This is a genomic window from Winogradskyella bathintestinalis (assembly GCF_030407435.1).
Classification (GTDB): Bacteria; Bacteroidota; Bacteroidia; order Flavobacteriales; family Flavobacteriaceae; genus Winogradskyella; species Winogradskyella bathintestinalis.
Map to the genome: position 1 here is coordinate 709,354 of NZ_JASDDK010000002.1, position 12,453 is coordinate 721,806.

The following is a 12,453-nucleotide window of genomic DNA, read 5'->3' on the forward strand; positions in this document are numbered from 1 at the left end:
CTAGTTGTAAGGATAAGAGCGAATTGAAACTACCTCTCTAAAATTTAATATTTAAAGATTTTTTCTCACCGAGTTTTCCATCATTTTCAGAATAGTACCAAGAACCATTTTCTTTAAAGACAATAGCACTTTTTCCCTTAACCAGAAAAACATTTTCTGCTGCCGTGTTAAGCAATACCATTACAATTCTTGGTTCTGAATTTACCAATTGAAAACCATTTTCAATGTCTTGAGCATAATGTAAATCTGAGAGATTATGCTTTGTTTTAGCTGTTTTGATCTCACTCTTTTCTACTTTGGCAGCTACTGTATTTGCCTCAAAGTCTTTAGTTATTGGTGCTACTTTATTCGTAGTTTGCTGAATTTCGGTAGTTGTTTGCTTTGCACTTTTAGTTTTATTATCTGATGACACGATAACCATATCTTGACTTGGAACATATTGGTAATCTAAATTCTGATACGTTTCAAATGCATTTCTCAACGCTTCGGTATATGCTTTCTGATAATCTTTTTCACGAGATTCACCCGTCTTAGATGTCAAAACTTTATTACCAAAACAGTCTGTGAGTATGACTTCTAACTTGGTTTTAAATAACCCGCCTTTAGCTTTTTCTACATCAGCGGTTAATGCCAAACATCGATTGTAGATTAAATCGTCTGGTAATTTATCATTGGTAAAATAAGCTTCATATCCGTATTTATTGAATAAAAATTTCAATAACGAATTTAATTGATATTGGTCTTTATTTTTTGAAAATTCAAAGGTCTTTGGTACAAGTACATATTTATACGAGTTAATATCTTTTTGTGCCATTCCGTATAAACTAAGTAGCACAAATGATACTGTAAATATTATTTTCTTGAACATGTTTTTTATTATTTAAAGATGATTTATAAGTGTTTTTAAATTGGTTACGCGTTTATAACCATGTGAATTATGAGCATCATTATAATCAAAATGGATAGTATCCATACCAATTTTATGAGCACCTTCAATATCTGCCTCAAGGCTATCACCAATCATAATACTTTCATGAGGTTTAGCCTTTGCTAATTCTAACGCAAAATTGAAAATCTTAGGATTCGGCTTTTTTACACCGACCATATCAGAATTTGTAATCGTTTTAAAATACTGCTTAATATTTGACGTCGTAATTTTCTTATCTTGCGCTTCTTCAAATCCGTTGGTAATAATATGTAATTGATATTTTTCTTTAAGATAATCTAAAATTTCAATTGTTCCGGTAAATAAATGATTGAAACTAGAAAGATTATCAATATAGGCTTGAGATAAGTGATGAATCATATCATCTTCAACTACAACTCCTACTCCATCAAACGCTTCTCGTAATCTACCGTATCGCAACGCTGATTTTGTCACTTTTTCTTCTCTATAAAGTTTCCAATAATTTAAATTTATGGGTTCGTAAATAGAAAGAAAATCATGTAATGTTACTTCAATTTTATTCAGACTAAAGATCTTTTCAAATGTTAAACCAGAATTTCTATCAAAATCCCAAAGGGTGTGATCTAAATCGAAAAAAACGTGTTTTATTTGGTTTTTCATTTAGAAGATTCTAAAATTAAATTAAATAGTGATCTAAAGCCTTTCCAACGGTTTAAATCACTGAAAGAGTAATTATGAAATACGGGCACAAAAGTACCATTTACAGCCTTAATTTCGTTAATTATTTTTTGTAAATGTTCGGTTTTATCTAATTGAGATGAATATTTTAACAGACCATAATCTAAACACTGATAAGGATTAATTTGCAATGGAGTCTGTACTTCGTAATCCAAATCGTAAAATTGAAAGGGTGTACAAGTGCCTGCTCTAAAACTCATATTATTTATAAAACCCATAGTGAAATCTTGATGAATTTCTAATTCCACTAAATTCCGGTAGGATGTCGGTAAGTTTAATTTAGAAAACGAATGCCGCACTGAGTTAAGATCGGTATGGGTGATAGCTTCCATTTTAAGTTTTTCCTTTTTAAGAATTGAAAAATTATCTAATGCTAAATAAGATGCCTTTATACCCACTTCGCAATAATCTGCAACCGATTTTATGAGGGAGACAAATTGTTTTTTATTGGTATTAATATTTTTATCATAAGTGGAATAATCACCAATTAAAAACAGTACAATAAACTTAAAATCGTATTGCTTTTGTTTTCTAATTATCCATTTGAACGTATCATAAGGATCGCGTTTAAAACCCATAATAACTAAGTAACGTGAATATAACTGTTTTAGTTTAAGTCGTCTTAAATCGTTTAGAGTGCCCCCTACAGTCCGTAGAAACCCTTTTTGTTTAAAATAGTATGCCATTGGCACATCTATTACCGGTTGTACCTTGTACTTACGTTCAGGAAATTTATAATTCGGAAATCGAGTTTCTAAAATAGACTTTAATTTATATGCCCAAATATCAACGACTGGTTGATTTAAAAACTTGTGTTCATAAGCCAAACTTTCAGAAGCCAAGAAACGTCCATACTCATCTTTTACGTGAGGTAAATATTCTTCATATCTACTTATAAGATAAAATGACGCGGCAAAAATATCATAAGGTAAATCACTTCGTTCTCCGGTTGCAAAAAAACCTTTTGTGTTTTCCCATTGTTGTACATTTATGTCAACATCCGACAAACCTGTTTCAAACAATAACTCATTACTTCTTATGAACAACTCATTACTTAACGGCTGTTTTGTATAAGACATTTTAAGACTATCGTGTGCAATAAAATCTTCAATTTTAGAAGTAAAAAATACGTCTAAGCCGAGAATACGTTTGCAGATGTGCTTAAACGTATAGGAGACTCGTGGAGTGATTTTATGGGTATAAACTAAAAGCATGTCTTATGAAATTCCAAAAGGTTAAAAATAACAAATTCTCAATGCATTAGTGATATTTCCAATAGTAGTTCTGAATATAATTTCTAAAATTTTAATTGAAGATTAATCCATCTACAGAACGTTCTCATCGGCAAAACTAAAATATGCTTTCTCTGTAATAATAAGATGATCGAGAACCTTGAGGTCTAGACTTTGTGCGGCCACTTTTAATTTTTGTGTAACATTTTTATCAGATTCGCTTGGTTTTAAGGTTTCCGACGGATGATTATGACATAGTATTAGAGCTGTTGCACCAACTTCGAGAGCGTTTTTTAGAACTAAACGAACATCAACTAAAGTGCCCGTAATACCACCTTTACTTAATTGGTTTTTTTGAATAACCTTATTGGAATTATTAAGATATAGAATCCAAAATTCTTCATGCGGTAAATCGCCAAGAATAGGTTGCATGATATCAAAAACTGAACGACTCGAGGTCACTTTATCTAATTGAAGTACATCTTCTAACCTTCTTCTCCTTCCAAGTTCTAAAGCCGCAGTGATTGCTATAGCTTTGGCTTCACCAATACCTTTAAAATCCATTAGTTGTGCAATCGATAATTTCCCTAACGCATTCAAATTATTATCAACACTTGCAAAAATACGTTTACACAGTGCTACTGCACTCTCTTCTCTATTACCTGAGCCAATTAAAATAGCAATTAATTCTGCATCACTTAAGGCTGTTTTCCCTTTGTCTCTGAGCTTTTCACGTGGCTGATCGTCTTGGGACCAGTTTTTAATAGAAAATGAAGTCGGTTTCTTGGTCATGCACTAAAGATAAAAAATTGTAATTTTAAGCGTAGAGATAAATCTATAAAAATTCGTAATCTCTGATCGATAATTATATATCCTGAAAAAAATTCAAGATAATTACTTATGAAATACCCTCCAAAACAGCACCAAGACAATGATATTCATCATATCATCGAAGTTATAAAAACCTATCCGCTTGCTACTTTAATTTCGGTAAACAATAATGTCCCTGTAATTACACATTTACCTCTAATTTATGAAGATCGAAAACTTATCGGACATATAGATATAAATAATCCACAAGCGGAATTATTAAAGGACAACAACGAGGTGACACTAATTTTTAGTGGTCCGCAATGTTATATTTCTCCCAGTATTTATGCAACATCCCAGCTTCCAACTTGGAATTATATTAAAGTCCATCTAAAAGGCAGAGTAAAAGCCAATGCTAGCAAAATAGCACTAAAAAAATCCTTAATTACCATGACGGAATTTTTAGAAGCGCCAGACCATAACTATATTTTAGAATCAGATAACCCTAGATTAGATAAAAACCTTAAATACATTGAAATGTTTGAAATTGACATTACGCATTGGGAAGGGAAATTTAAGTTATCTCAAGATAAAAAGCCAAAAGATGTTGAAGCGGCTCGTGAGGAATTGGTAAGAGCTAATCAAGATAGTATTAAACAATTTTTAGATAAAATCTTTTAATATGAAAAACATCTGGAGTCTATTAATCTTTCCATTACTTATGGTCGTTCAAGACTTAAGTGCTCAAGAAACCTTAAACTTTGATGATCTTTATATCCATAATGATTTAATATATAAGGTTTCAAATGACTCTCTTTTTTCGGGTATTTGTGAAAAGCGACGAAAAAATGGGCATTTAGTAATGGAAGAATCTTTTAAAAATGGGATTATATTATCGGCTAAATACTATTATAATGGTAAACGTAAAATTATGTCCGATAGTGTCATTTATAATTTTACCAAACCCTATGAGTACAAAGCATTGTATCGTTTTAATATGAAAACTCAAAATATTTCAGAAAAAAACACTTACGACACAAACGGAAAACTAATACTTGTCGAGAATTTTAAAAATAATAAACTTACTTATAGCTGTGAATATAATGGTAAGCAAAAGCATGGCAAAGAATTTTGCTACACTAAAGAAGGGCTATTATTAGAGTATGAATACATGGATGGCAAAAAAGTTAAAGATTAAAATTGCTGTTTATCAATTAATTAAAATACGTAACTTAATAGCTTCAAAAAAAAACACAACCTCATGAAAAATTTAAAAAAAGAAGATATTAAACAAGAAGTTTTCGATTTATACGATGATTATGCACACAACAAACTCAATAGAAGACAGTTTGTCGAAAAGCTAGGAATTTATGCTGTTGGTGGTTTAACCGTATCTTCTCTATTGAGTTTTGTATCTCCAGATTATATAAATAATTTAATAGTACAACCAGATGATCCTACTTTAGATTCCGATTATATAACCTACGAATCTCCAAAAGGTGGAGGCACAATAAAAGGGCTACTGTCTCAACCTAAAGATAAAAAAACTAAACTTCCAGGTGTTATAGTTGTGCATGAAAACAGGGGCCTCAATCCCTATATCGAAGATGTCGGAAGACGTACTGCAAAAGCAGGATTTATTTCGTTAGCACCAGATGCTTTAAGTCCGCTGGGCGGGTATCCAGGTAACGACGATGACGGCAGAGCCATGCAAAAACAACGCCACCAACAAGAAATGCTAGAAGATTTTATTGCCGCTTATCACCATCTTAAAAATCATGAAAACTGTAACGGCAATGTGGGTGTTGTCGGCTTTTGTTTTGGGGGCTGGATTTCTAATATGATGGCGGTTCGCTTACCAAACTTAGGAGCTGCTGTACCATATTATGGCAGACAACCAGAAACTGAAGATGTTGTAAAGATTAAAGCTCCGCTCCTACTTCAATACGCAGAATTAGACACTAGAGTAAATGAAGGATGGCCTGAATTTGAAAAAGCCTTAATCGAAAATGGTATAGACTATGAGGCTTATATTTATCCTGAAGTAAATCATGGTTTTCATAATAACACTACACCAAGGTATGATAAAGAAGCGGCAATGCTTTCTTGGGATCGTACTATCGCTTTTTTTAAGAAACATTTATAATAAAGTTCAGTTGACAAACCCTTAGTAAAGTTTTATAAATAGGGGAACTAACGTATATTTGCATCCCATTAAATTATGGAAAATATGCAAGACTCAACGATGCTCAATTATTTAAAATCTGTACTCATCAATATGCCAAGCGATTGGTTGAACCTCACCACGCATCGCCTAGATATTTACAATGAAAAGTTAGCAAAAACACAGTTTTTAGATCAATTTGAAAACTTATATACTAACAATATTTCAGAGTTATCAGCACTAAATGCCTTACCCACAGCTTACGACTATATTAGATTAGGACATCCGTTATCTTCAGTTTTAGAATGGACAATTGGCAAGTTAAATAAGCTAAATGCAGAAAATGTGATTAGCTTTTCCTCGCAAACCATACCTGTTTTAGCTATTCTGAGAAAAAACTTAATGGAGGGTAAAAACACCCAAATCTTATACAAAGGTAACTTACCTAAATCTTTTGATGCGGAACTAATCAAACATGTTTACGGTTACGATTTTAGACTTATAAAAACTGATGATGTAGATGCTATTCTTAAATTTGATGGCAGCACGGTTTTCATTTCGCAACAAGATCAATTTGGAACCATCAACCAAAATGCTAATATTGATTTTCATATTAATTTATATGAAAACCTTGGCAGTATTTTGATAGTTAATGGCACTCAAAATGATAATTATATTTCGGATATTCAGCATGTGCGACGTCGTGAAACCATTGCTATGACACCCTCAAATAGTTTAGTAGCATTACAATCTATCGCCAATCAATCTACTATCAATAATCCTCAAAACAATCTTGAAGCTAACAAAACAAGTGTTTTAAATTCAATTAAGAACATTACTGGCACCTCGGCAAAACCACTCGTTGGTTCTAGCGGATTATCTATTCAATACGCCATTATGATGGGCTTGATTGATGATGCCATGCAAAACCACTGTGGAAAAACAATTAAATTCATCGTACCAACCAATTGCTATGGAGGCACTAATGACCAAGCCAGACGTGTTGCCGCTTGTTTAGAGCACGTTGAAGTGGTAGATTTAGAAGTCGATGGAGATAATGATATGGTAACAAGTTTAGAAACTGTATTATCTAAAATCGCAAAGGAAGATGCCGTTCCTTATATCATTGCCGAAATTCCGACCAACCCAAGAGTTGAAGTGCCAGATTTACAACAGTTAAATGCAGTCTTAAGTCAAGAACGTAAAACTGCATCTAACAACATTGCTATTGACCCTGTTTTCATTTTAGATCAAACTTTCTGTCCCAATATTCAATTTTTAGCGGAAGGTGAAATTTTATCAACCGTTAGAGCTATTTCTTACGCAAGTGGCTCGAAATTTCCAAGTGGCGGAAAATGCACGGCGGGTTATTGTGTAGCTAATAAAAAAGCGGAATCCTTAATGCCTAAAATTGAGTTGCATTTAGAATTATGCGATAATGAAGCTACTGAACTTCAATATGAAATCTTAGCGAAACAAATGCCTTCTATGAACCAAAGAATCGCTGAGGCTTATAAAAACACAAGAGAATTCGTCAATTTTATTCAAGAAACATTACCTGAAGCTAAAATTAATTTTGTCTCAGAAGAACTTGCAGAACGCGGATTTACACCATCGGTTTTTTCATTAGATTTACCTACAAAAGGTAATACTGCTGAAGAAAAAGAAACCTTCAAAAGAGCATTGAATCATAAATTGATTGATTTAATGATTACCAAAATCCCAAATGACAGTAAGTACTGTGTAAGTTACGGACAACTGAAAGGTTGTTATTGGACCATTCCTGCAACCTCAACACAAGGGACAACTAAAGAGAGCGATAAAGATTATATTGCCAGAGTTGCTTTATCTCCTAATTTGGATCTGGAATTACATAAAAAGGTATTTCAAGATTTTGTGGCCAGTATATAGAGATTTTTCAATCTTAGGTCAGTCTGAGCGCAATTGTACACATTAGAAACTCTAATTATTAATTTTATACTGTACCTCATTGCATTATTGGGACACCAATTTAATGATATTTTAAATCAAATAATTTTACAAATATATTTAGATGGAAATTTTAGAGTGGATACAACATTGGTTTAAAGAGAACGCTGATGGCGAATGGGAAAAAGGGGATGCCATACAGATAACGACATTAGATGATCCATTAGGTTGGGATGTAGAAATTGATATTTCTAATACGTCAATTGCCAATCTTGACATTAAATGGATTCTTAATGAAAATGGTAAGCAGGATTGGTACGGTGTGAAAATTCAAAATAAAAGATTTAGGGCGGCTGGCGATGCCAAGAAATTAACCTTTCTATTGGGTTTATTTAGAGAAATGATTGAGAAAATTGAGAATGAGTAAATTAACACGTCAAATTGACAACCGTGTCGTTTTAAAATCCTAAAAAACGAAAGAAACGTCTAAAAAAGCCCTTATCCTTAGCTGAAATTTCAGCTACTGTATTTTCCTTAAATTCTAAAATAAACACTCCGAAATTATTTAAAGTTTTATTGGCTTGCCCCTGATTTAAGTTCATAGGAAAAATAATCTGACTGGTTTCATCCATAACCCCCGCTTTTAAAATTTGTTTAAAATTTTCTACATCTCTTATGGTGTAATTGGCAGCCTGGGCTATATTGTATTTAGAAAAATCTACCTTAACGTCTGCTCCATCTTTATTAAACAAAACCACTCTAAATTCATTTGGTTTATTTACATTTTCTGTAATATCTAAAACATTATTTAAATCAAATGTTTTTATATGTTTCCAGTGACTATTCGCATCTAAATTAAAATTCAATTTCCAGTTTTCAAAATCATAACTTTTAATACTCCCATTTCTAAATGCCTTACTCTTTTTTGTATAATAAATATTATCGTTAAAATTCCATTTTAATGCATCAGGATTCACTAAATGAATGTAACCTGTATAAACTTTATTTCGTGTTAAGGTTAGTGACTTAGCGTATAATATTCGTAATGCATTATTTCTTCCTATAATAATGTTGTTATCTACAACTACATTTTCTACAGGCGCTCCTTTGTGAAAACCAAGCGTTAAGGAAGCCGCATCTCCATTGATTTCATCCTTTTTAAAATTAGTATTATGATAAAGTATATTATTCCGTATTGTAATATTTTTGGCAATATTAACGCCGTTCCTATCGTCGGTAGCTACGATAATATTATCTACTGTCCGGTAATGAGATGGTAAGCCACTATTAAAAATAACATTGTTTTCTAAGGTTATATTTTTCACCCAATCGGTATCAGCATGTTTCGCCGCTGACCAGACTTCAACACCTTTATAATAATTATTAAAAATTATATTATCTCGTAAGATTCTGGTTTCAGTATCACTATTATTTTGAACATAAAACCCTTCGCCTATAGATTTACCTTCGGCAGTAAGCCCACCGTTGTTATAAACAATGCAGTTGGCAATTAATGTGCCTCCTGTATTTTTCCATGATCCAAAGCCAAGTCCCGGATTATTATGAATCATTAAATTAATAAATTTACAATTCGTACCACTTAAGTGATTTATACCAACAACAAATTTCTTAAAGTCACCGTCTTTGTTGATTTGTCTGGTAAAATCACCCAACCATGTTATTTCAAAATTTTGAAATATAACTCGAGAGCTTCGCACTTTCAAGGTTTGGTCTTCCGTAGAATCCACATTTCCGTTAAGCACTACCTTATCATTTTCATAAGCACTCACGGTTATATATTCATTTTCGATAGTACTATTTAATGTACTCGAAAACCGACCATTATAAATACCTTCATGTAACCAAATGGTATCATTGCCATTTACAATTTTCGGTTTTTGGCTTAAAGCTGTTTGTAAGTCCCAAGGATTTTCTAAACTTCCGTTTCCAGATTTAGTTCCAGGTGTTTCTGGATGATTTTCAGGAAACACATGAAACTCTTGTTGTGCAAAAACTATAACGGCTGCAAGTGTTAAAGCTATGGATAGAAGTGTTTTCTTCATAGTAGCGAAATTACAATTACTGTACCATGGTTATCTCAAAATTTAGAATCAGTTATTCTAAGTCTGAGACTCCTAAGTTCGTAGGAGTTGTTTTACTTCATCAAAATCCAAACCTCCATAATTACCAGAACTCATTAAAAGCAACGACTTATTATCAAAATTCTGAGCAAACAAAAAGTCTTTAAATTCGGATGGATTCGTGTAAATAATTAAATCATCACGTTCAAAAGCATTGGCGATTTGGTCTGTGGTGACTTCTTCTAGTTTTTTAATTTCCACCGCATGAGGCGAATAGAAAACTACAGCAACATCTGCTGCATCTAATGCACCTTTGTATTCTTTTAAGAACTCAGCATTTAAGCTGCTGTACGTATGCAATTCTAAACAAGCCACTAAAGTGCGGTCCCTATATTGTTCTTTTACGGCTTTCGTTGTGGCTTTAACTTTACTTGGCGAATGCGCAAAATCCTTATAGGCTACGCTTGTTTTAGATTCGGCAATTTTTTCTAAACGTTTGCTAGCCCCTTTAAAGGTTGCAATAGCTTCGTAAAAATCATCTTCATCAATTCCCATGTGTTGGCAAATCCATTTTGCACCAGCTAAGTTGTTTAAATTATGAGCTCCAAAAACTTCAATTGGCATCGGGCCTTCGGAAGTTTCCAATAACGTTTCCCCGTTTTTAACGGTATATTCTGGTGTTCTATAAGCAATTTTTCTAATCTGATTTTCTGAAGCCTCCACTACACGTTTAACGTCTAAATCTTCTTCATTATAATTAATGCTTCCTCCTGTAACAATAGAGTCTACAAATATTTTGAATTGCTCCACATAGTTTTCATAAGTCGGAAATACGTTAATATGGTCCCAAGCTATGCCACTTAGTAACGCAATATTGGGTTTGTATAAATGAAATTTTGGTCGCCTATCAATAGGAGAACTTAAATATTCATCTCCTTCCAAAACGATAAAATCATTGTTATCGGTGAGTTTTACCATCACATCAAAACCTTCGAGTTGTGCTCCTACCATATAATCTACATCTTTATCGTGATAATGCAATACATGTAAAATCATGGAAGTAATCGTAGTTTTTCCATGACTTCCACCAATAACCACTCGTGTCTTATATTTGGATTGTTCGTATAAAAATTCTGGATAACTGTAGATTTTTAAATCGAGTTCTTGGGCTTTGAGCAATTCAGGATTATCGGCTTTGGCATGCATACCCAATACCACAGCATCTAAATCTGACGTTATTTTTTCAGGATACCAACCAAAAGTTTCAGGTAGTATATTATAAGCTTCCAATCTTGATTTTGAAGGGTCGAAAATTTCATCGTCACTTCCGGTGACGTTATAACCCTTATTGTGAAGTGCTAAGGCTAAATTGTGCATTGCTGCACCGCCAATTGCTATAAAATGTACGTTCATGTAACAAATATCAACTTACAAATTTCAAATTCCAAATTCCACGAACTAATTTCTCAAAAGTTATTATACAGAGTTACACAGACCAGTATGCCAACAGGTAAGAAAAGCTCAGAAATTGACAAAAAACTGAATAAATAAATAACTTTTCACATAATTCACGAAGCTGCAATTTAAAGACTGAGGGCTTAGGATTGCAATCTAAATCGTCTCCTTAAAATCTTGAAAAACTTCTAAATCTGGCAATCCAGCGATTGCCATATTTATCCATTCTAAAGCTTCTGCTGTGTTATCTCTATGCTTATTAATTTGGGCTAACCGGTAATAGGCCCATTCTTTTGGAACGCCGTCCTTTGCCGAATGATTTTTAAGATATACTTTCAGCATGGTTTCACCTTTATCTAACTGAAGGTTATAATCAGCACACACTTTGCCTATTTGGTAATGCATGGCATTACGGCGGTGCTTGTCTTTAGCTTCCTCTAAATTGTCTATCGCTTTATGTGGTTGTTTTTGATCTTCATAGAATTCCGTTAGTTTATCATAACAAGTTACAGACCCGCCTACTTTAATAGCTAATTTATAATATTTTTCCGCCAATTCTGGTTCATCATCGTATTCGTAAACATAACCTTTAGCCAAATATCCATCTACTTTAGATAGCTCCTCTAACTGCTGCGCATAATTCAATGCTTTAGAAAAACTCCCCCCAATAATTCCAGGTAAGGTAACATATAATTCAACTAAAGCCCAACGAGCCTCAATATGATTTGGATCTAAAAGTACTGCTTTATGAAATGCATCCTTTACGTCACCAATAATCGCTAGGGCTTTTAATTTGCTAATGCTTAAAGCTTTCATCCCCAAAGCCCCACCATATTTGTAATGATAATTGGCATTTTTAGGACGCTTTTGAGTTAAAATTTGATATTGTGCAATGGCAAAGTCCCATTTTTTTTGATAACCGTAAGCATCGCCTAATAGCTCAATAGCCTTTAAGTCGTTAGGATGAGCTTCTAAGAAAACAGTCATCTCTTTTTGTGCTTTTACAAATTCCTTCTTAACTAAAAAGGTTTCGGCATTAGTAATGGCATTCTGAGAAAAACAGAACGATGACAGCAATAAAACAAACAAAAATCTATTCATATAAATATTGGTACTTGCGACAAAAATACACTTTAT

12 protein-coding genes are annotated in these 12,453 nt (G+C 33.1%); 5 read left to right on the plus strand and 7 right to left on the minus strand.

Annotated features, from left to right (window positions below; all coding sequences use genetic code 11):
- Positions 1 to 37: 37 nt before the first annotated feature.
- The 4 genes from QMA06_RS08110 to radC all read right to left on the minus strand — a co-directional run bounded on the left by QMA06_RS08110 (position 38) and on the right by radC (position 3,669).
- Positions 38 to 868 (minus strand): hypothetical protein, encoded by an 831-nt coding sequence (locus QMA06_RS08110; protein WP_290206364.1) that lies wholly within the window; start codon positions 866 to 868, stop codon positions 38 to 40.
- A 12-nt stretch (positions 869 to 880) separates the two neighbouring features.
- Positions 881 to 1,567, minus strand: coding sequence for a YjjG family noncanonical pyrimidine nucleotidase (locus tag QMA06_RS08115; protein ID WP_290206365.1), 687 nt, complete (start codon positions 1,565 to 1,567; stop codon positions 881 to 883).
- A complete protein-coding gene (locus QMA06_RS08120; RefSeq protein ID WP_290206366.1) occupies positions 1,564 to 2,859 on the minus strand; it encodes a polysaccharide deacetylase family protein in 1,296 nt (431 codons plus the stop codon). The genes QMA06_RS08115 and QMA06_RS08120 overlap by 4 nt, the downstream gene beginning before the upstream one ends.
- 111 nt (positions 2,860 to 2,970) lie before the next feature.
- Positions 2,971 to 3,669: a RadC family protein gene (gene radC / locus QMA06_RS08125; RefSeq protein WP_290206367.1), complete on the minus strand. Its 699-nt coding sequence runs from the start codon at positions 3,667 to 3,669 to the stop codon at positions 2,971 to 2,973.
- A 108-nt stretch (positions 3,670 to 3,777) separates the two neighbouring features.
- On the opposite strand from radC, the gene QMA06_RS08130 reads away from it, so the two are divergent.
- The 5 genes from QMA06_RS08130 to QMA06_RS08150 all read left to right on the plus strand — a co-directional run bounded on the left by QMA06_RS08130 (position 3,778) and on the right by QMA06_RS08150 (position 8,207).
- The gene (locus QMA06_RS08130; protein WP_290206368.1) at positions 3,778 to 4,368 is read left to right on the plus strand and encodes an FMN-binding negative transcriptional regulator; all 591 of its coding nucleotides are present in this window, start codon (positions 3,778 to 3,780) and stop codon (positions 4,366 to 4,368) included.
- A gap of 1 nt (position 4,369) precedes the next feature.
- Complete coding sequence (locus tag QMA06_RS08135) at positions 4,370 to 4,885, plus strand: hypothetical protein (protein ID WP_290206369.1); 516 nt, start codon at positions 4,370 to 4,372, stop codon at positions 4,883 to 4,885.
- A gap of 63 nt (positions 4,886 to 4,948) precedes the next feature.
- Entirely contained in the window at positions 4,949 to 5,833 is an 885-nt protein-coding gene (locus QMA06_RS08140; RefSeq protein WP_290206370.1) for a dienelactone hydrolase family protein, read from the plus strand.
- An 84-nt stretch (positions 5,834 to 5,917) separates the two neighbouring features.
- The gene (locus QMA06_RS08145; protein ID WP_290206631.1) at positions 5,918 to 7,762 is read left to right on the plus strand and encodes a PLP-dependent aminotransferase family protein; all 1,845 of its coding nucleotides are present in this window, start codon (positions 5,918 to 5,920) and stop codon (positions 7,760 to 7,762) included.
- A gap of 142 nt (positions 7,763 to 7,904) precedes the next feature.
- On the plus strand, positions 7,905 to 8,207 hold the full coding sequence (locus QMA06_RS08150; protein ID WP_290206371.1) for an immunity 53 family protein: 303 nt from the start codon (positions 7,905 to 7,907) through the stop codon (positions 8,205 to 8,207).
- Between the two features lie 31 nt (positions 8,208 to 8,238).
- On the opposite strand, the gene QMA06_RS08155 is transcribed toward QMA06_RS08150, so the two are convergent.
- The 3 genes from QMA06_RS08155 to QMA06_RS08165 all read right to left on the minus strand — a co-directional run bounded on the left by QMA06_RS08155 (position 8,239) and on the right by QMA06_RS08165 (position 12,417).
- Positions 8,239 to 9,843, minus strand: coding sequence for a right-handed parallel beta-helix repeat-containing protein (locus QMA06_RS08155; RefSeq protein WP_290206372.1), 1,605 nt, complete (start codon positions 9,841 to 9,843; stop codon positions 8,239 to 8,241).
- A gap of 72 nt (positions 9,844 to 9,915) precedes the next feature.
- Positions 9,916 to 11,274 carry a UDP-N-acetylmuramate--L-alanine ligase gene (locus tag QMA06_RS08160; RefSeq protein WP_290206373.1) on the minus strand — a complete coding sequence of 453 codons (1,359 nt, stop codon included), beginning with the start codon at positions 11,272 to 11,274 and terminating at the stop codon, positions 9,916 to 9,918.
- A 198-nt stretch (positions 11,275 to 11,472) separates the two neighbouring features.
- A complete protein-coding gene (locus QMA06_RS08165; RefSeq protein ID WP_290206374.1) occupies positions 11,473 to 12,417 on the minus strand; it encodes a tetratricopeptide repeat protein in 945 nt (314 codons plus the stop codon).
- Between the last annotated feature and the right edge of the window lie 36 nt (positions 12,418 to 12,453).